Here is a 21,946-nt window from a genome sequence, read left to right on the forward strand (position 1 = left end):
ACGAAGATGGTTTTTGTTTTTCTTTATTAAAGAATCGATATCTATTTCATCATTGGAACTTTTACGCTGAACTTCTTTGCGTTTGAAATTGCTCTGTCATAACCGGCATCTGTATGTCGGATGATCCCCATGCCCGGATCGTATGTGAGAACTCTCTCGAGCCGTTTTTCCGCTTCTTTCGTTCCGTCTGCGACCACAACCATGCCGGCATGTATCGACATTCCAATGCCAACACCACCGCCGTGATGAACGCTCACCCAGCTTGCGCCACCAACGGCATTTAGCAACGCGTTCAAAATGGGCCAATCGGCTATGGCATCGCTGCCGTCTCGCATTTTTTCGGTTTCACGATTAGGTGATGCAACGGAACCGCAATCGAGATGATCTCTCCCGATAACGATTGGTGCTTTTATTTCTCCGTTAGCAACTAAATCGTTAAATATTCTTCCCATTTTCGCTCTTTCGCCATAACCAAGCCAGCAAATTCGTGCCGGAAGACCCTGGAACTTTATATCTTTCTGTGCCTTATCAATCCAGCGGATGAGCGCTTTATTTTCGGGAAAAGCTTCTTTAATCGCAAGGTCAGTTCTGAAAATATCTTCCGGATTGCCCGAGAGTGCAGCCCAGCGGAATGGTCCTTTACCGTCGCAAAAGAGTGGACGGATATATTCCGGCACGAATCCGGGAATATCGAAAGCATTCTTCAAACCGTTGGCATAAGCTTCCCCTCGAATGTTGTTACCATAATCAAAAGCGATTGCGCCTTGATTTTTTAATTCTATCATGGATTTAACATGTTCAACAATTGAAGCCCGTGACATTGTAATATATTTATCGGGATTTGATTTGCGAAGAGCTAATGCCTCGTCATATGATATCCCATGTGGGACGTAACCATTGAGCGTATCGTGAGCTGAAGTTTGATCGGTTAAAATATCGGGGATTATTCCCCGACGAACAAGTTCGGGAAGAACATCAGCCGCGTTTCCGAGTAATGCCACCGACACCGCTTGTTTTTTAGCACGTGCATCTTGAATCCAAGCGAGTGCTTCATCAAGATTTTCCGTCATTTTATCGACGTATTTTGTGCTCAACCGTTTTTCAATTCTTGAACGATCAACTTCAATTGCAAGGCAGACTGCTCCATTCATGGTAGCAGCAAGCGGTTGCGCGCCGCCCATTCCACCAAGTCCGGCGGTGAGCAAAAATTTTCCCGCCAGTGATCCGTTAAAATATTTTTCCGCACATGCGGCAAATGTTTCGTAAGTTCCTTGTAGGATCCCTTGTGAGCCGATGTAAATCCAACTGCCGGCTGTCATCTGTCCATACATCGTAAGACCGAGACCTTCGAGTCTTCTAAACTCATCCCACGTTGCCCAGTGAGGAACCAACATAGAGTTGGATATCAATACACGCGGTGCATCGGTGTGTGTTTTAAAAACACCGACCGGTTTACCGGATTGAATTAAAAGTGTTTCGTCATTCTCCAATGATTTTAAACTGCGGATTATTGCTTCGTAACATTCCCAATCGCGTGCGGCTTTCCCTGTCCCGCCATAAACAATAAGTTCTTCAGGTTTTTCAGCGACTTCAGCATCAAGATTGTTCATCAGCATGCGCATTGCCGCTTCCTGTATCCAACCCTTGCATGTTAATTGTGTTCCCTGCGGGGCTTTAATTGATTTTTTATCAATTGATTTCATTTTCTCAATACTCCGATATATTTATTATTATCTTTTATTGAATGATAAAACAAACAGTTATTTAATCTGCCGTCATCGTGACATCTCTAATACTTGGCATCAATAGAACACTATTCAAAAAAATTTTGTTTAGGTTTTCCCATAAAAGACGGAAGTTCGGATCATCTGCAAATAAAATAATATTTCCCGAACCGAGCTGCTCATGCACAAGAAACGGAGTTTCTGCAATCATCTTTTCGTTTTCTTTTGACATATATCCGCTCAAACGAGGCGATTTTGTGTAAATTCCAACATTGTAACCATTTGAGCTTAATTCATACATCGTGTTCCCCGTTTTAAGAACGGTTATGATAGAGTCATAACCAAAACCGAGAGGATGAGAATTATCCAGCTTTACCCGCAGGATTGTGCCGGGAATATACTCAAGTCGCTGCTTACGCTCTCGTTCTTCAACTGTCATACGCTTTTCAAGTTCCTCATCAGATAATTTGTCGTCTTTCTTCTCATCTTTTTTATCCTCCTTCTTTTCATCTTTTTTGTCTTCACCCTTTTTCTTTTCTTTAAATCTAATACCGGCAATTTTGCCGACTGATGCTGAAGCAAATGCAGCACCTCCATCGATACCTATGAATGTTCCGCCACCCGCAATCCAAGTTTTAATTTTTTGAATTGCAACTGAATCAAGCTGGCTTTTATATCCGTTACCATTCCCCCAATCGTCAGGAAAGATTATTGTTGTGTAATCGTGAAGATCAATATTTCTGAGACGGTCAAGTTTTATCGGAATAAATTCTATGCCGTAGACATTATCAAACATCGACCATATAGCTCCATAAGATTCGGATGATGCGGGTGTGTTTGTTGCTACTATTATTTTAGGTTTTTTTAGTTTGACAGCTCTGTCAGAGCCGAGATTGATTCCTTTTTCTGTGAATCCGCTCTTTGCCGAATAGATGGTTAGATTAAATTTTTCCGAAAGATCTTTCATGCACGCATGAATATCTTTTTGATTTCCCGAAATGGGAATGATTATAGAGCCACGTTCAAATTCTTCGCCATTACTCGTGAATTCTTTTAACGCGGTATGCACCTTGTAATCATGCTGTAATAACCAAACAACGGCTTTGATCGCATTATCTGAATTCCATTTGATGATATAAGCGTAACTGGAATTTTCAACAGAAACTTTTCCCGGTTCAGGGAATACAGTTTGTATTTTTTCGGATGGTACTTGAAAATTTTTGTTTGTCCAGTATGTTTCCACCCCGAAGGCAACAGGCAATGCCCACGATGAGATATCGTAAAAAAATGTATCGCTTATTGCAGGTTCTTGCTCCATCAATGATTTTATAAGTCGCTTTGCCGGCTGTTCAAGCGAAATGATATAACTGCCGACCGGAAACTTTACGATTGTATCTTTATCCCGGAAAAAGGTATAAAGCCCTTCCGATCTGCATTCTTTAACTGTTCGTGAGATTTCAATTCCTTGTTGAAGAAGGAGCGATATCATTCGTTCTGTTTTTGATCGGTTTTTTGTCGGATCTATTATGTAAGTTTTAATAGGGCTGTTTGAACCTTCCTCGATCGCATCTTTAAAAAATTTATAATAGTCTCGTAGTAATTTCTCCCGATTTTCGGCGGTTGCTTTCAAAGTCGCTAATGAAGTTGCAAAATGGTGATCGAGCCGATCTTTAAGTGTGAGTATTGTTTCGTCGTACCGTTTCACTCTGACTCCAACTTGTCCGGCTTGTTCATACGTCATCCCGATTGCACCATTGAGTGAGGGCCATGAATCGCCGAAGCCCGGATAAAAAAGATCGAACACTTCACCACTCCAATAACTCCATCCCTTTGCATCGAACGCTTCAGCGTTCGCTTTGCCGAAAATTTCGCCCCACTCAATAGTGCTCTTCGGTAAATTTTTATTGATCGGCTTGAACGAAGGGAAAAAGAAATAAGAACTGTTATAACCCATCTCGTGATAATCGGCATGGACTTGTGGTTTCCAATCACGATAGATTTTAATCCGTGCCTGAGTTTCTTTTTGTGTAAGCCATGCCCAATCGCGGTTAAGATCGAAAAAATAATGATTCGAACGGCTTCCGGGCCAATCTTCGCTGTGCTCTGTAGCGGCACGGTCTTCAACCGGGTTCTTTCCGGCGCGGGTAACTTGAAAATTCACATACCGCTCGTGACCATCGGGATTCAACAACGGATCGATGAACACTATTACCTTTTCCAGTATCGAGGTCATTTCAGTATCGGTGCGCGAGGCAAGCTCATACATTACCTGAAGTGCGGCTTCAGAACTCGAAGCTTCATTACCGTGAACTCCGTACGATAGCCAAGTAATGGCTGGTGAAGATTTGAAAATTGACTCGGCTTCCCGCTCATTGGTCGTGCGCGGATCGGATAGTTTTTTCTGATTAATTTTAATCTGTTCGAGTTGTTCTAAATTTTTTGGTGAGCTGAATGCGAGTAAGTAAAGCGTTCTATTCTCATAACTCTCACCATAAGGAAAAATTTTTATTCTATCCGGAACAGATTCTTTCAGAGTGTTGATATATTTTTCAATTTGTGAATGAGATGTAAATTTGCTGCCGAGTTGATGCCCAATTATCTTTTCCGGTGAAGGAACAGATGGATTATAACTCGGTTGAGCAATAAGATTGTTGAGTGAGATAAGAATGATAATAAAGTATTTCATGTCGGAACCTTTATTTAGATTTGTAGGCGATGGCTGAGATTTCAACGCGTGCGTTCTTTGGAAGTGCTTCTACTTGCACCGTAACCCGTGCTGGGTAATTTCCTTCCTGAAAATATCCGCCGTAGATGTTGTTCATTTTTGCGTAATCGTGAATGTCCGTGAGATATACATTTGTTGATATTACGTCAGAAGAATCGCATCCTGTCTTTCTTAATATTAACATAAGATTATCAAGCACTCTTTTTGTCTCTGTCTCGATATCCTTATTTTCCAATAATCCGGTTTCCTGATTCAGAGCGATTTGCCCCGAGACGAAAACGAAATTTCCTACTTTTTGTGCCGGACTGTATGGTCCAATTACGTTGGCATCGGTAATTGCTGTTCGTTCCATTGCCGAAGCAATCTCGTCCTTGACGATATTCCGAACTCGCTGTTCATCAGTTTGGCACCCAAGTAAGGTTATTACCAAACAGATAACAATTAACAATATAAAATTTGGCTTATTCATAATATTTCCTTTTCAACTATATTTTCTCAAAAATCCCAAGCTCTACGCTCCATGCTCTTTGCTCATAACTTAAAGCTTATATCCAATTTTTCTGAGGAAATCTTTTCGGTTCTTAATATCGGCATCAGTTTCAATTCCTGTAGACTTTACCCCATCGATAACACCCATAATTCCTCTGCCTTGTTCGGTCTCAGCGATGATAACCTCAACCTGATTTGAGGTTGAACAAAAGATATTACAAACTTCTGACAGGTTTTTAATAACGTTGAGAATGTTGATTGGAAATCCATTCTCCATAAATATGATGAATGAGTGTCCGCATCCGATTTCCAGCGCATTCATTCGGGCGATTTCCATAAGCTTCTGATCGTTGCCGATATAACGGACAAGAGCAGGTCCCGAAGCTTCACAAAAAGCAACACCGAATTTCATGTTTGGATTTGTGGAAACTATGGCTTCGTAAATATCTTCCACGGTTTTAATAAAGTGCGCCTGACCTAGTATGAAATTCATATCGGCAGGTTTTTCGATCGAAACAATTTTAAATTCCATATTTAACTCCTATGGGACTGACATTTTCCATGATAATTACAATTAATGACCATCAGGGATGATGAAGATCCATATCAATTTCTAAATTTTTTATTGGAAAATCAAATAAAACTTCCCCGAACAAAAATGGAGTTTGTATTTATTACATCATTCCTACCGGATCAACATCAACGGTCATTTTCACTGCTTTATTTTTTCGTAGTGATTCCCGAAGATGTTGTACTGTTTTGGAAATAGCATGATGAACGAATCTGCCCGCAGGGTCTGTATTACGTAAACTTTTTATTACAACATGCCAACGGTATTCACCCTGAAGTTTTGCCAATGCGGCGGCGGCCGGACCCATGGTGATGAAATGTTGGTTATTCTTTTTTATGATAGATGCGAATGAGTTTGCATATTCGATAACTTCCGATTCTTTTTTTCCTCTGAACTCGATCAATATTATACGTGAGTATGGAGGATATTGAAGCTGACTTCTGTATGTGATTTCGTCGGAATAAAAACCTTTAAAATCGTGGATGGCGACAAATTGTAAACTTGGATGTTTTGGTTGAAGTGTTTGAATTATAACCTCGCCGGCAAGATTGCTTCTGCCAGCTCTGCCTGCAACTTGTGTCAGCAGTTGAAAAGTACGTTCCGATGACCGAAAATCTGGTAATAGCATCTGAGTGTCTGCAGATATAACGCCGACCAAAGTGACGCGCGAAAAATCTAAACCCTTTGCAACCATCTGGGTGCCGAGTAAAATATCCGCTTTGCCTTCACCGAATTGTTTTAAAAGTTTATCGTGCGAACCGCGTGAGGATGTAGTGTCCAAATCCATCCGGATAATCGAAGCTTTTGGAAATATTTTTTTAAGTTCTACTTCAACCCTTTGTGTGCCGAAGCCGCGATATTGAATATCGATTGAATCGCATTTTGGACAAAAAATCGGTGATTGTTTTACGAAGCCGCAATAATGGCATCGCAAATGTTTTTTTGATTCGTGATAGGTTAATGTGATGTTACAGTTATTGCACATTTCTACATATCCGCATTCCGGACATTCAATAAATGGGGCAAAACCGCGGCGGTTTTGCAGAAGTATAATCCCTTCTTTTTTATTAAGCCGATCTTGAATTTTATTCTTAAGTGAATCGCTGAGCGATGAGAATTCGTACTTCGGTCTTAATAATTTTACCGCGGCTGGATCTTCTTTAAACTTTTGTTTACGTGTTAATCGGTATTTGTCTAATTTCTCCGAACGCTCTTTTCCAATATCGATGATTTTAATGCCGGGGAGTTGCGCGTTGTCTACACGCTCGGGTAATTCGATCAATTTATATTTGCCATTGAGGGCATTCGTGTACGATTCCAGGGAAGGTGTTGCCGAACCAAGTATAACCACGGAACCGGAAAATGATGCACGCATGATGGCGACATCCCGTGCATGATAGCGCGGTGTTTGATCGAATTGCTTGTAAGATGCTTCATGTTCTTCGTCAACCACAATTAAACCGAGATTATGAAGAGGAGCAAAGATTGCCGAGCGTGGTCCAATCACAACGGAGTTTTTTCCTCCCCATGCCATTCTCCACGCATCGAAACGTTCACCGCCCGACATTCTGCTGTGCATTACAACTACATTTTCACCGAGATTGTATTTGAATCGGCGGACAATTTGAGGAGTAAGAGATATCTCCGGAACCAGAACTATCGCAGATTTGCCGGCCTTTATCACATGCTTAATTGTTTCAATGTACACCTGAGTTTTTCCGCTTCCGGTAATACCATGAAGCAGGAACGTAGAATATTTTCCTCGATCAACAGCTTCGTTAAACGAATTCAGTGCGTTTTGCTGATATGAATTCAGAATTATATCTGTCGCCCCGAGAGCCGACCGATACATTTCGAATTGCGGAGTGCGAAATACTTCACGCCGGCCGAGTTTTATAATATTCTTCTTCCGTAATGATGTAACCGAGGATATCGATGCACCAGTGTTTTTTAATAGCTCATTTAAAGATATACAATCGGTTTTTTCATCAAGATGTAAAAGAGATTGTATGATTGTGATTTGCTTCTGACGCTGCTTGGATGATTGAGAATAAAATTCTTTCAACCACGCTTCCCACACATTAAATGATTCCGGTTGAATTTCAATCACCGTTTCCGATTTTGGTTTCACCATTTCGCGCAGTTCCGCTTCTTCCACCGTTATTAAACCACGTTCAGAAAGTTTCTTTAAGACAACGGATAAATTCTTTATTCTCAATTTTCTCTTTAGCTGTGATAATGAGATTCCTCCTTCCGCAGGTATTACTGAAAATATTGTATGGAATTCTCGCGGTATCTCTTTCCCGAAAAGATCGGTATCAATTGTCTTCTCCGACTGTGAAATAATTATTTGGGGAGATTTTAGTGTGCTAAAAACATAAGCCGATTTTAAAACCTCACCCAATGGGGAAAAATAATAATCCGACATCCATCTTGTAGTCTGGAATAAATCTTCAGGCAGTATAGGTTTAACATCAATGATTTCCCTGATAGATTTTAAATTCTTTATTTCAGTTGTTTCTTTTATGTTCGTGATTAAACCGACGACAGACCGTTTCCCTAATGAGATAGCAACACGGACACCGCGTTGCGCAGCCGACTGTAATTCGGGTGGAACACGATAAGTGAAAAGCTTATCAACGGCAACAGGAATGGCTATATCGGCGAAAAGTTCTTTCAAATTGCTATGAATGGTTTAAAGTTTCTGTTTCGAAAATTTCGTGAAAAAAGAGAGTAGATGCAAATCTCAATCACAAACCGGTAACGCTTGTTTGCTAATGTCTGATCATTTTTGTATTCTCTTATTGATTTTGGTACATGTTTATTTGAAATCGTCAATATTATGCAAGTTCGAAGTATAAAAAAAATCAACCCATTGGAAATAGAAATCGAATGGGATGATACTCACCAAAGCAAATTCACATTAAAACAGCTTCGTGACATTTGTCCATGTGCCGGGTGTCAGGGTGAAGATATCCTCTTACATCATATTCCGCCTGTTAAAAAAAATGAATTACCTGAACAATATCATTTAAGTGGAATTAAGCAGGTGGGTTCATATGCAGTTCAAATGACTTGGGGCGATGGGCATAATGCCGGAATTTACACGTGGGAGTATCTCGCCGATAATTGTCCGTGTGAACTTTGCTCAGATAAGCGCTTTGGATTAAATTTCAACAATAAAATATCTTCGGAAGGGATAGAAAATGAAAAAAGCATTTAATTTAATCTGGAGTAAAATAAAAGCTATTGTCGATAAATACCCTGTAATAGTTGCGGCAATAATCATATATCTTTATTATCTTCTTACGTCACTTAATCTATTCAGTAAACCGGTTGGTTCTCATTCTTTTATTGATTACGTGATGGAATTCGATTCGCTCTTCTTCCTATGGCTCGCCGCTGCTGCCTTACTTCAAGTTCAAAAGATCAGGAAAGCATATAAGACTGAAGAAGGTCATAGACGAAACATTGAACGAGCACTCGATCGTCAGCAAATCTATAGTACACTTGTGAACGATATAACTATGCTTTTGCAAGACAGTGTTAACAACCCACTTGCGATAATTTCGGTTACGACACAAGAAATTCGCAGACGCTTCGAAACCGATCCTGAAATAGTTCGCTATCTTGATCGTATTGATGGAGCCATGAAACGAATTCATAACACAATCCGAGATATTCAATCTTTTGAAGCTCAAAAATTGATCGAATCGACGAATGAAGTTCTGAAAGAACAAAAATCATCATAACGGTTTAATCTATACATCTTCTGATTGTACCTGAATCTTAAGGGAACCTTCTTTATTTTCTCGCCTTAAAAACCTCTTTTATTTACTCTTTTTAAAGAATTTCTATCTTAAAGTATCTTCCTGATGACCTACATCACGGTTGGTGTTGAAAGTCACCCATGAAGATGGAATATTGTATTAGGTTAGTATTGTAAATGTCTATGCTTTTTAAGAAATGAGGGTTCATATGTCTGCGATAAATGGAAGTAATAATATTGTGAAGAAAAATCTCTTCAATACGTTTGGGAGTATAGTTGGCAAGCGCGCGCTAGTTGTTGAAGACACTATCCTGAGTGCAAAGCAATCTGAAAATACCGAAATTATAGATCTGAACGATCAAGAAATTTCAGAGAAGTCATTTCTCGATGGCAAGGGGATGCAAAGCACCGTTGCCGAAGGTCAACCTACCGATGAAAACCATCTAAAACGTATTCAACCTCCGCGTTTGATTCAAATGTTGATAGAGAAGGGGAATGTCCCTCAGGAAAAAATAAACAAAGCGATTGAAATTCAGCGAAGTACAAACGATAAACGGAGATTAACTGATATTTTAGTGGATGACCTCGGCGAAGATCGCGATACGATTTTTCAAACCATTGCCCGATATTATTCGTTTGAAACAGTGGACCCGACGCCGAGTTTCGGTAACAAAGAGAAACTGCAATTTATTCGTCAGGTTCTTGATTCTTTACCGCCTTATTACTATGAAATGGCTGTTCGCCGCAAAGTCCTGCCATACGAAATGTTTACAAATGGATATGATAAGATAGTAATGATCACACCCGACACAACCCATCCCGAGGTTCATTCGATAGCACGCGCGCTTCAATTTCCAAAGTACGAGATAAAACATGTCACATTGGCAAACTGGAATGAGTTGTGGAGACAATTGGCTTTCGATCAGGGAGCGAAACAGCTAGGACTTGATGTTGAAGAAGAATTTGCCGAGCTAACAAAAGATGAAACTGAGCGTGAAATTGAACGTTCGCTCGAAGATGAAATCGGGCGAGGAAAACTCAATGATATCATAGAAAGTCTGCTAGTTGACGGTGTACGCACCGGCGCGAGCGATATCCATGTGATTCCCAAAAGTAAAAATCGAACAGAATTTCATTTTCGCATAGACGGTAAATTATCTCTCTGGAGCGCCTTAACCGATTTACCCGCTGAAGCTGTAATTACGGTTATAAAAGACCGTGCAAAAAATCTGGATCGTTTCGAAAAATTTCTCTCTCAAGACGGTTTTGCACAGAGAATGATTGATAATAAAATGTTTCGATTCAGATTCTCTACCATGCCGATTTATGCGAGTGATCTGCGTGCAAAATTGGAATCAATAGTAATTCGTATCCTTCGCGGTGCCGATGAATCTCTCGGATTAGAATCGCTTGGAATGGATACACGAACGATTGATAGTTTCCGGAAATCAATACGAAGACCACAGGGTATGGTTATTTTTACCGGACCAACAGGAAGCGGTAAAACGACATCGCAGCATGCCGCACTCAAAGACATCATGGATCCTGGTGTTAACATCATTACAATAGAAGATCCCGTTGAATACATTATAGAAGGTGTCCGTCAGGTAAAGTTAAATCATAAGCTTGATTTCGAAGGTGCTCTGCGAGGATTGTTACGTCACGATCCCGATATTGTGATGGTAGGTGAGATGCGCGATAAAACATCGGCCGAAATTGCCGTAAAGCTTGCAAATACAGGTCATCTAATTTTTTCCACTCTTCACACTAACGATTCCATAAGCGCGATAACACGATTATATAACATGGGGATCGAGCCATTCCTGCTGGCATATACTATCAATATTATCGTTGCTCAACGGCTCATTCGGAAACTGTGTGACCGATGCAAAATGGTCGACGAAGATATTGATATTGAATTTCTTATGTCTTCCGGTTTAACAGAACAGGAAATTGAGTCGACAAAATTCTATAAACCGGTTGGATGTGCGCACTGCATCAAAGGATATCGAGGTAGAATCGGTATTTTTGAGGCATTGCAAATGAGCAAAGAGATGCGAAAAATTATCTTAAAATCGAGAGACTATATCGATGAAGATGCACTTCGCAGTCTGGCTATGCAAAACGGAATGCACACTCTTCGCCAATCGGCTATTGATTTACTGAAAGCAGGAGTGACATCTGTTGAAACAGCAGAAGGTATGTTGCTGGAAGATTAAAATTATTCCACTGGCGCTGGCCGCTCCGTAGACAAGCGACCCTCCCAGCTGCCAAATAGAAGCCCGTGGTATCCGCCTCGGGCTTCACTTTTTTTGTCACATCATGTCAGGTATATAAAATCCTATCCCACCAAAGTAAATTGAATTTAAACCATGTTTACATATATGAACCAGCATCAATAAGAATAAAATAATTCTGATTCAATGATTCAAACTTACACCTTCTTGCACTTTTCGTAACGATCTTATAAATTGGAAATCGAATGTAGACGGAGTATATTGAATTATCGAATAATGATGAGAAAATTATGGAACAGTTTTTACTTTCATTCATCCCGCTTTTTGTTGCAATAGATGTTTTTGGGGTTCTTCCCTTTTTTGTCAGTTTGGTTGAAGGAATAGATAATAAAAGAAAAAAAGTGATAATTATTGAGGCAACAATCGCAGCATTCGCGTTGTCAATACTATTTCTGCTCACAGGGAAATTCATTTTCTCATTCCTCGGAATTACAGAAAATGATTTCAGGGTGGGCGGAGGTGTTATACTGCTGGTACTTGCGATTCAAGATTTAGTGTTTTCGAAACAGGAGGGGAGAAATCCTGAATCTTCTGTCGGGGTTGTTCCGATCGGTATTCCGCTGATAATGGGACCGGCAGCGCTAACAACAATAATTATTCTTGTCGACTCTTACGGTTATATCTGGACTATCTTATCTTTAGTTGTGAATATGCTGATAGTATTTTTTGTCTTTATACAAGCGCAGTTTATTCATAAGGCGATAGGAAAAGCCGGATCTAAAGCAGTTGGTAAAGTTGCCGCACTCTTTCTCGCCGGAATTGCAGTGATGATGATACGCAGCGGTATAACCTCAATGTTAAATAAATTATAGACAATTTTTTATGGCTCGTTTTAAATTATTTATTGAATTCGAAGGAACCCGTTACAGCGGTTGGCAGGTTCAAAAAAATGCCAGAACTGTGCAAGGTGAATTACTTGATGCAGCCCGCAAATTATTCAACACATCGGATTCTGAACTGTACGGCGCCGGAAGAACAGATGCCGGCGTACACGCTCTGCAACAGATTGCACACCTTGATGTACAAACAATGCTTGCGCCGGAAATTATCCGTATGAAATTAAATGATTATCTGCCCGCCGATATTCATGTTATCGAGGTCGAAAAAACTCATAAAAACTTTCATGCACGCCACGATGCAATCGCGAGAAGTTATCTTTATCAAATTAGCCGAAGACGATCTGCGTTCGGGAAAAGGTATGTGTGGTGGATAAAAGACAAGTTGAATTTTAAACGCATGACCGAAGCATCTAAACTTTTTGTAGGAATGCAAAACTTTCAATCGTTCACGGCGGATGATCCGGATGAAAAATCAACTAAGGTACTTATAGAAGAAATTCAAATAAAGGAAGTCGGCGATCTCATTCTTATCAGAATCATCGGATCCCATTTTCTATGGAAACAGGTCAGGCAAATCGTCGGGGTTCTCGCTGAAGTAGGGAGAGGGAAAATTGATCTTAGCGACATTTCTCGGTTTTTATCCACACAATCAGATGAACCGGCTAAGTATACCGCACCACCATCCGGTTTATTCTTAGAAAAAATATATTATCAAGGTGAAAATCATCTCAAAACCCTTGAACCAGTGATCAATATAGATTCCGGTCATTTCCGTAAATCATGAACTATTACGGAATTATTGTTCTAATTGCTCTGGTTGGAGAGTATGTTATAGATTTAACAGCCGATCTACTGAATCTGAAAACGCTCCGGGGAGAACTTGATGATGAGTTTAGATCTGTATACGATAATCAAACATATTCGAAATCGCTCTCGTACACACGTGATAAAACGAATTTCGGAATAATACAATCATCTTTTAATCTGGTGATAACGTTGTTGTTCTGGCTGTTAGGCGGCTTTCAATATCTTGATGTTATTATCAGAGATTTTCAACTCTCGATTATTATGACCGGAATATTGTATATCGGTGTTTTCATTCTACTTCGATCCATCCTCTCATTACCATTCGAGATATATTCCACTTTTATAATCGAATCACGGTACGGATTCAACAAGACAACCGTAAAAACATTTATAACGGATATTATTAAGACTTTGTTTCTTGCACTTTTGCTTGGAGTGCCGTTGTTATTTGGTATGTTGTCATTATTCCAATATGCGGGGATGTATGCGTGGTTGTATTGCTGGATGGCTGTATCCGTTTTTATTCTTATCGTTCAATTTATCGCTCCGACATGGATCATGCCTCTGTTTAATAAATTCACTCCGCTTCCCGATGGTGAATTACGGAGCTCGATAATGGAATACACAAAATCTCTTAACTATCCCTTAAAAGATATTTTTGTTATGGATGGTTCGAAGCGCTCCAGTAAGTCGAATGCGTTCTTCACCGGTTTCGGAAAAAATAAACGCATCGCTCTTTATGACACACTTATCGAAAAACACACCATTCCAGAACTTGTTGCAGTTCTTGCGCACGAAATAGGACATTATAAATTAAAACATATCCTCAAAGGAATGATCATTAGCGTTATTCATTCTGGAGTGATGTTTTTCCTCCTGTCATTTTTTCTAAATGATAATAAATTATTCGAAGCATTTTATATGCAGAATATTTCCGTGTATGGCGGATTATTGTTTTTCGGCTTATTGTTCACACCGATAGAATTGCTGCTCGGTATCTTTCTGCAATATGATTCGCGTCGAAATGAATTTTCCGCGGATAAATTCGCATCGGCGACGACAAATAATCCGGAAGCGATGATAAATGCTCTGAAAAAACTTTCGGCAGATAATCTTTCTCATCTCATGCCGCATCCGTTTTATGTGTTTCTACATTATTCACATCCTCCGGTATTGAAACGAATAGCCGCACTTCGCCGTATAAGCAATTGAAGTTGCACACCTCCTCTTTTTTAATTAGGTTTAGTAAGTTAATATGACAGAAAACGGTATTTTCAAACAATTTAAAGGAATATTATGAAAAAAGGAACAATTATTCTGCTTTCGGTATTGGGCGGTATCGTCATCATCGGATTGATGCTTTTCGGCTGGATTACTGGAATGTACAATTCATTAGTGAAGTCGGATGAAGGAATCAATCAGGCATGGGCTCAGGTTCAAAACCAATACCAGCGGCGGGTTGATCTTATTCCAAATCTTGTTGAAGTTGTAAAAGGATATGCTGCGCACGAAAAAGAAGTTTTCGAGAAGGTTGCCGAGGCACGAGCGAGTGTCGGAAAGATTCAGGTGACTCCGGAAATTTTGAATAATCCTCAGCTATTCCAAAAATTTCAGGAAGCTCAAAATGCCATGGGAAGCTGGCTTTCACGTTTACTTGCCGTTGCGGAAAATTATCCTCAGCTGAAAGCGAACGAAAACTTTCTTCAATTGCAATCGCAACTTGAAGGGACTGAAAACCGGATTGCAGTGGAGCGAATGAAATTTAATCAGGTTGTGCAGGAATACAATGTTAAAGTCAGAACATTCCCAACATCGATGCTTGCGGGTATGTTCGGATTTTCTCAAAAACAGTATTTCCAATCGGAACCGGGTGCCGATAAAGCCCCCAAAGTCTCGTTTAAATAAATTTTTTTCCGGAGAAAGATTTACCAAAATCTATCATTCTCAGGATTTCTAAAATAAGAAAGTCGAATTATAAATGGACAAATGTCCTGCAGTAAAAATATCATTGGTGTTATTTTTAATTATCTTTTTGATCGGAATATCTTCGGCACAACAAGAAATACCGATAGTTCGTCAGCGTGTTAATGATGCATCGGGAACATTAACCCCCGATGAAATCAGGTCGCTCGAGAGAAATCTCGCCGAGTTTGAGCAAGCCACATCTAATCAGATAGTCGTTTTAATGATCTCTTCTCTTGAAGGAGAAGATTTAAAAGATTACGCTTTCCGGTTCGCTGAAACAAATAAAATCGGTAAGAAAGAGAGAAACAATGGAGTGTTTCTCCTGATCGTAAAGAAAGACAGGAAGATAGATATTGAAGTCGGTTACGGATTGGAAGGAGTCTTAACCGACGCGGTATCGAGCCAAATCATTCGAAAAATAATAGGTCCGAAATTTCGTGATGGAGATTTTTACGGGGGCCTCACAGACGGCATTGATGCAATCATATCGGTTACTAAAGGTGAGTTCAAGGGTGAAGCAAAAAAGAACAGCGTAAAGAAATTTTCTCCGATAATAATAATATTATTGATTTTATTTTTCGGGGTATTCCCTCGCATCTTCGGCGGCGGAAGAAGAAGCTCCATCGGATCAACAGGGTATCGATCTAATTTCCCCTGGTGGTGGGGCGGATTCGGTGGCGGTGGTTTTGGCAGTGGAGGAGGATTTAGCGGTGGAAGTTTCGGTGGTGGCGGCGGATTCGGCGGTTTCAGCGGCGGCGGAAGTTTTGGCGGTGGTGGTGCCAGCGGAAGTTGGTGAATTATAAACAGGTTCAATTTTGAGTTTCATGTTAATCGTTTAAGTCATAATTTTTAAAATCTATTATTATTTTAAATGGAATTATTCGGAAAGAAATATTTAAATAAATCTGAGTTGCAATCTCTCTCGGGGGTAGTTGCGGAAGCGGAAAAAAACACATCCGGTGAAATCCGTGTGGTGTTGAAGCAGCGGCGACAATGGCGGGAAAGAAAACTCACAATTCAGGAACTTGCGTTAAAGGAATTTTACTCGTTGGGAATTCAGAACACCCGTGATCGGACAGGCATTCTCATTTTGCTTCTTCTCTCAGAGCATAAATTTCAAATCATCGCCGACGAAGGAATTAATAAAATGGTTAAGGAAGGAACATGGCAAACAATTGCCGATTCAATGACCGATTATTTTAAGAAGGGCAATTATTTTGATGGGATTGCAACAGCTGTAAGAAAAGTCGGAGAGGAATTGGCAAAACATTTCCCGCGTAAATCGGACGATACAAATGAACTTTCCAATGAAATCATTGAGCGATAACATTTCTACCAGCACACTGTTAAATATTAATTAAATGATTGAACGGATTAAATTCCTACAAAGCATCTCACATCAGTTAGAACCTTCCGGCGAAGCACGCTCAAACCTTCTCGATAAAGTTGTTCGTTATGCAGATGAGTTCATCAATAATATCTACGATATTCCCGCGTATGTTGAAACAGAAGATAAAGGGAAAGGCATTCTCGATTCACCGATTGCCGAAGTTGGATCGGATATAAATACACTTATCGAACTTATTCAAAATAATGTAGACAGACCCGGGTTGAATCCTGCCTCAGGCGGTCATCTTGGTTACATTCCGGGTGGTGGAATTTATTATTCCGCGCTGGGTGATTATCTTGCCGCTGTATTCAATCGCTATTCCGGAATATACTTTGCCGGACCCGGGGCGGTTCGTATGGAGCATATGCTGATAGATTGGATGTCGGAAATTGTCGGTTTGCCGAAAACCTCAGGTGGCAATCTTACATCGGGCGGAAGCGTCGCAAACCTGATAGGTATTGTAGCGGCACGGGATGCGCAGAATATAAAAGGAAAAGATTTTGCGCGATCTGTAATTTATCTCACCGTGCATGTTCATCATTCAGTTGATAAAGCGATTCGCATCGCGGGACTGAAAGAATGCATCATCAGATATATCCCAATGGATTCCACCTACAGGATGAACGCAACATTATTAGAGAGGCAAATTGTTTCAGATAAGAAATCGGGTCTTAATCCTTTTCTCATAATCGCATCGGCCGGCACAACCGATACCGGTTCTGTTGACCCTCTCCCGGTGATTTCACAAATTTCAAAGCAAAATAATCTCTGGTTACACATTGACGGCGCGTACGGAGCGTTCTTTGTTCTTTGCGAAGATGGAAAAAAAATTCTTCGAGGGATGGAAGAGGCAGACTCACTCGTTATGGATCCGCACAAAGGTTTATTTTTGCCGTATGGTTCGGGCGCGGTGCTCGTGCGCGAGAAACAAAAATTGTTCGATTCTTTTTGGTATCAGGCAAACTATATGCAAGATGCGCTCAAAGCTCAAGATGATTTATCACCTGCCGATATTTCGCCTGAGTTGACGAAACATTTTCGCGGTTTGCGTTTATGGCTTCCGCTTCAACTGGTTGGAGTTGCACCGTTCCGGGCGGCGCTTGAAGAAAAATTACTTCTTGCCCGCTATTTTTATGATGAAATTAAAAAGATCGACGGTTTGGAAGTCGGACCTTCCCCGGATCTGTCGGTTGTAACGTACCGATATGTTCCGAAAAACGCTGATGCGAATAAGTTTAACGAAATGCTTGTAAAAGAAGTGCAAAAAGACGGCAGAGTTTTTCTTTCTTCGACTATGCTCGATGGAAAATTTACATTGCGTCTGGCAGTCTTATCTTTTCGAACTCACCTCGATACGATAAACTTAACTCTTCAAATCCTCAAAGAGAAAATTCGATTCCTGCAAAACAGTTAATCAGTAATTGAAATATTTGTCGGAGAGATAAATATCAAACAAACCGTTTGTCATCTGAATTTGTCTTGATGTATCCGGAGGCATGCTGAAGAGTATGCCGGTGAAATTGCCGATTACATGTCTGGTTTGTGCGTCGTAAGAAGTGATTGTAAGATTTCCGGTTTTCGGGACAAACATCCGGAAAAAATTTACAGAATCTGTCAGGATAAAATAAACGTAAGCACCCGGTGAATGGAGTGTTGTGTTAAGATAAGAGAAACCATAACTCCCTGGACGTATACCGACGGTGGTATCGCTTAATGCAATTAAAAGAATTCGTTCATTTAGAGTTGAATTGATAATTGAATGTTCATAACCGGTAATAAGTCCGTTTATTTTTTTTCCGAATAGTAAAGAGTCTTTGACAAATCCGCCGGCACCGCGGCTGGCAGTGTCGTTGGCAAATTCATTACTTGGTTTGTAACTTCCGCTCGCACGTAAACCACTGTCAATATCGGTGGACTCAAATGATAGAGCGCCGGTTCCATATAAACCGGATTTATTATCAGAATCATCAGTCGGATTATTAACCCCGTTTTCCTTCTTACATGTTGAAAGAAGGAATGAGATTATTATCCAGAAGAAAATATTTTTAGTAGTGATTCTTGCCATGTTATAATCTTACTATCTCAATAAAATCATTTTCTTAACATCTCTGAATGCTGAACCATTCAAGTTGCGTGCGGCAATCTCATAGTAGTAAACACCGCTTGGTAAAGATGACGCATTCCAAGTAACCGATTTTAAACCTGCAGCTTGAAACTCATTGACAAGTGTTGCTATTTTTTCACCAAGAATGTTGTATACTTCGACAGTTACATAATTATCCGATGGCAACTGATAATTGATAATTGTTGATGGATTAAATGGATTCGGTATATTTTGCATCAGCGAATATTCAATCGGTATTTGTTTACTGTCGGTTTCAATATTCAGATATAAATTATTCGATTCAATATCATCAATTGTAAAACTGCCGGATTTTGAATTTAAAGATGTAATTTTATTTTCACCTTGTTCATCAAAGAGTGAAAAATAATTTTGTTGATTATCTGATATATTCCATTCTAATTTAACTGGAGGAATAAATGCCTGAAGATTGATTTTTGCTTCAACATTTTTTTTATTATCGGAGAAATCAAAAACCTGAGATCCGTTTGTAAATCTAACATCAAATCCATCTACGGGTGGGAGCGGAGGTAATGTGAAATTATCTGGATCTATGCTGGATTTGTACGCGAAATAGAGAGTTTGAGAATTATTCACAGCATCTGAAATTGTAATCTTATTCATTCCGGATAAAATATCATCTGAGAAGGATTGATTTTTAAGCAGAGCAGAATTATTCTGACGAAGAATTAAAGTCCCCGGTTCGGATGCCTTCACCCAGTAACCCTTACCGGGCATAATCGAATCGGCAGAGAAGTAACTTGTTGAGTAACCAAAATAACGGGATGAAATAATATCGGCTGGAGTAGTGCTGATCGATTGGGTTGAGATAGGATTTGCCACAGATCCGATTATGTTCCAACCGCTTTGAATCTGAATTGTATCCCCTTCAATCGGTTCCCCTGCTAAATATGCTGTGAAGTCATGAGGAAATTTTATCCAATATCCCGGACCCGGTTTAAGAGTATCCGTCATGGAATATCCGGTTTCAAAAGCAAAAGCTGATGAAACGGCATTCGGGAAAATTGTTGATAATGATGGATCCACTAAACTTATCGGCAATGAGACGAGGTTCCACCCACCGAGCAGATTAAAATCGATTGTCGATTGGGTATAATTCCCAAATAAGCAATGATAATTTAATGCTTGAGAAGTTAATGAAAACGAATAACTGCCGGGTGAGCCGGGAAGTATGTTTATCCACGAGGGTGGTAAAGATTGTGTAACAATGTAAGTTCCTGATGGTAAATCTAAAAACTCAAAGTTGCCATTAATATCTGTTGTGGTTTGTCGAGTTTGGGAACCTGCCAGAGAAATAAGCCATCCGGCTAATCCGGTCTCTGAAAAATCTTTTGTACCGTTTTGATTCTGATCGAAAAAAAGAGTGCCTGTGATAATTCCAAACTGTTCGGGTGCGGTGAAACCTAATAATGTTCCGTAATCACCCGCAGAAATGAATTTACCGTTATTCGCTATCGAATATAACGGATAAAGAGTTCTGCTATATTCTGAATACCAATGTTCTCCGCCATTCGTGGTATGAAGAATTGTACCAAGGTCACCAACCGCGATCAATTCATTCGGACCATTATTAGCGATAGCAAATAGAATTACGTTTGTAGCCGAATTCTGCTGAGTCCATGTTGCGCCACCGTTGCTTGTGTGTAATATTTTTCCCGAATCTCCGACTGCCCAACCATTATTTTGATCCGTAAATGTGCAACTGTAAAGTACTGTGTTTATGCCGCTTGCTTGAGGTGACCATGAAGTTCCACCGTTTGTTGTGTGGTAGATTATACCGAAATCACCAACAACCCAGCCGATCAACGGTGTGACGAATGAAATTCCGTAAACCATATGCGGTATAGATGAATTTTGAATTGACCAATCGGCTCCACCGTTGGTGGTTCGTAGAATTATTCCGGTAAAATTATACTGATCTCCTCCAACAATCCAGCCGTCAGATTCATTTGCAAAATCGATTCCAAAAAGTGTGTGTGCAGTTGGGGTTGTTTGTTTTAACCAAGTTACTCCGTCTGTTGTGCGGAGTATGTTTCCTTCTTCACCAACGGCACAACCGTGTGTTTCATCTATAATACTTACGCCGAAAGAAGATAAAGCGGGAGTAGGTGAAGAAATTTGCTGCCACGTTGAACCGTTATTGGTAGTTCTTAACAGCAATCCTTCCTGTCCTACTGCAGTTCCTGAATTATTCGAACTCAAACTGATCCAATTGATGCTCAGTCGTTGCCCGGAATCGAGATTTATCCAGCTTATTCCATTATTAGTGGACTTCATGATTTTACCATATTCGCCAACTGCCCAAAGATAATTTCCGGTATGGCTTAAGCCATTTAAGTTTTCCCCGGACGCAATAGTTGATGATGACCACGATAAACCTCCGTTTACAGTGCGAAGAATTTTGCCGCCATCGCCCGCAATCCATCCGATAAAATTATTAAGCATGTGGACGCGATTGAAGTTAACCGATTCAGTTGTACTGATCGGATTCCAGGATGTTCCTCCATTATCGGTTCTGTAGAGTCTACCGTTTGAGCCGGCAATGAAGCCGAGATGTGCATCTGCAAAAGTTATATGAAGATATGTAGTCATGCTGGATCCAACAACTTGTGATGTCCACGTTGCACCACCGTCTGTTGTACCGAATAATCTTCCTTTACTACCAACAGCCCAACCATTTGTTGAAGATAAAAATATTACACTATTGATGCTTATTTGACCCAATATTTGTCGTTGGATCGACCAGTTTATTCCGCCGTCTGTGGTATGAAGTATTGTCTCCTGATCACCAACAGCCCAGCCATTAAGTGCGTCGAGGAATGTAACGGAATTTAATCCCGTGCTTATTCCGCTTTGCTGCTCGGTCCAATTTTCACCGCCATCGGATGTAAATAGGATAATTCCGTTATCTCCTACAGCCCAACTGGTTGTTGCAGAAATCATACAAAAACATAAGATATCATCTGTACGTCCGTATTCCTGCCCAGTCCAGTTTATGCCACCATTCGATGTATGAATTATTGTACCGAACTCTCCAACAGCCCAGCCATTGGAAGTATCCACGAATTGAACATTGAAAAGAGTATTTCCTTGGGGTTTCGGCGATTGCCATTCCCATTGCGGGTATGCGGGCTGACTGAGGAAAAGGGAAACAAAAATAAGGATATGCTTCATCATAATTTGTCAGCTTAATTAGGTTTAACGATGAGGCAATGGGGGAAATTACT

General features: G+C 40.3%; 17 protein-coding genes. 10 read left to right on the plus strand and 7 right to left on the minus strand.

The genetic code is table 11. The features are described from left to right. Positions 1-41 precede the first annotated feature (41 nt). The 5 genes from hutU to priA all read right to left on the minus strand — a co-directional run bounded on the left by hutU (position 42) and on the right by priA (position 8,189). The gene (gene hutU / locus HZB59_09345) at positions 42-1,703 is read right to left on the minus strand and encodes a urocanate hydratase (protein MBI5021629.1); all 1,662 of its coding nucleotides are present in this window, start codon (positions 1,701-1,703) and stop codon (positions 42-44) included. 61 nt (positions 1,704-1,764) lie between these two features. Further along, positions 1,765-4,410, minus strand: coding sequence for a hypothetical protein (locus HZB59_09350; protein ID MBI5021630.1), 2,646 nt, complete (start codon positions 4,408-4,410; stop codon positions 1,765-1,767). Positions 4,411-4,420: 10 nt separating this feature from the next. Beyond that, a complete protein-coding gene (locus HZB59_09355) occupies positions 4,421-4,801 on the minus strand; it encodes a hypothetical protein (GenBank protein ID MBI5021631.1) in 381 nt (126 codons plus the stop codon). A gap of 186 nt (positions 4,802-4,987) precedes the next feature. Then, positions 4,988-5,470, minus strand: a complete 483-nt coding sequence (locus HZB59_09360; GenBank protein ID MBI5021632.1) for an adenosine-specific kinase — start codon at positions 5,468-5,470, stop codon at positions 4,988-4,990. 142 nt (positions 5,471-5,612) lie between these two features. Then, positions 5,613-8,189: a primosomal protein N' gene (priA, locus tag HZB59_09365; protein MBI5021633.1), complete on the minus strand. Its 2,577-nt coding sequence runs from the start codon at positions 8,187-8,189 to the stop codon at positions 5,613-5,615. A gap of 162 nt (positions 8,190-8,351) precedes the next feature. On the opposite strand from priA, the gene HZB59_09370 reads away from it, so the two are divergent. From HZB59_09370 to HZB59_09415, 10 genes are all read left to right on the plus strand, one after another. Beyond that, positions 8,352-8,732, plus strand: coding sequence for a DUF971 domain-containing protein (locus HZB59_09370; protein MBI5021634.1), 381 nt, complete (start codon positions 8,352-8,354; stop codon positions 8,730-8,732). Further along, complete coding sequence (locus tag HZB59_09375; protein MBI5021635.1) at positions 8,716-9,261, plus strand: hypothetical protein; 546 nt, start codon at positions 8,716-8,718, stop codon at positions 9,259-9,261. Before HZB59_09370 ends, HZB59_09375 begins: the two co-directional genes overlap by 17 nt. Positions 9,262-9,487: 226 nt before the next feature. Beyond that, positions 9,488-11,497 (plus strand): Flp pilus assembly complex ATPase component TadA, encoded by a 2,010-nt coding sequence (tadA, locus tag HZB59_09380; protein ID MBI5021636.1) that lies wholly within the window; start codon positions 9,488-9,490, stop codon positions 11,495-11,497. 308 nt (positions 11,498-11,805) lie between these two features. Further along, positions 11,806-12,387 (plus strand): MarC family protein, encoded by a 582-nt coding sequence (locus tag HZB59_09385; GenBank protein ID MBI5021637.1) that lies wholly within the window; start codon positions 11,806-11,808, stop codon positions 12,385-12,387. A 10-nt stretch (positions 12,388-12,397) separates the two neighbouring features. Beyond that, positions 12,398-13,198 (plus strand): tRNA pseudouridine(38-40) synthase TruA, encoded by an 801-nt coding sequence (gene truA / locus HZB59_09390; GenBank protein MBI5021638.1) that lies wholly within the window; start codon positions 12,398-12,400, stop codon positions 13,196-13,198. Then, on the plus strand, positions 13,195-14,433 hold the full coding sequence (locus HZB59_09395; GenBank protein ID MBI5021639.1) for a M48 family metallopeptidase: 1,239 nt from the start codon (positions 13,195-13,197) through the stop codon (positions 14,431-14,433). The genes truA and HZB59_09395 overlap by 4 nt, the downstream gene beginning before the upstream one ends. Before the next feature lie 84 nt (positions 14,434-14,517). Continuing rightward, positions 14,518-15,126, plus strand: a complete 609-nt coding sequence (locus tag HZB59_09400) for a LemA family protein (protein ID MBI5021640.1) — start codon at positions 14,518-14,520, stop codon at positions 15,124-15,126. A gap of 73 nt (positions 15,127-15,199) precedes the next feature. Beyond that, entirely contained in the window at positions 15,200-15,982 is a 783-nt protein-coding gene (locus HZB59_09405; protein MBI5021641.1) for a TPM domain-containing protein, read from the plus strand. Positions 15,983-16,057: 75 nt separating this feature from the next. Then, positions 16,058-16,513 carry a TPM domain-containing protein gene (locus HZB59_09410; protein ID MBI5021642.1) on the plus strand — a complete coding sequence of 152 codons (456 nt, stop codon included), beginning with the start codon at positions 16,058-16,060 and terminating at the stop codon, positions 16,511-16,513. Positions 16,514-16,547: 34 nt separating this feature from the next. Further along, entirely contained in the window at positions 16,548-17,990 is a 1,443-nt protein-coding gene (locus HZB59_09415; protein MBI5021643.1) for an aminotransferase class V-fold PLP-dependent enzyme, read from the plus strand. Here HZB59_09415 and HZB59_09420 read toward each other — a convergent pair whose 3' ends face one another. Together HZB59_09420 and HZB59_09425 are read right to left on the minus strand one after the other, a co-directional pair. Continuing rightward, complete coding sequence (locus tag HZB59_09420) at positions 17,991-18,641, minus strand: hypothetical protein (GenBank protein MBI5021644.1); 651 nt, start codon at positions 18,639-18,641, stop codon at positions 17,991-17,993. It lies immediately after the preceding gene. 12 nt (positions 18,642-18,653) lie between these two features. After that, positions 18,654-21,896: a T9SS type A sorting domain-containing protein gene (locus HZB59_09425; GenBank protein ID MBI5021645.1), complete on the minus strand. Its 3,243-nt coding sequence runs from the start codon at positions 21,894-21,896 to the stop codon at positions 18,654-18,656. Positions 21,897-21,946 lie beyond the last annotated feature (50 nt).

It is taken from the genome of Ignavibacteriales bacterium, assembly GCA_016214905.1.
In the GTDB taxonomy this organism is placed as follows: domain Bacteria; phylum Bacteroidota; class Ignavibacteria; order UBA10030; family SZUA-254; genus PNNN01.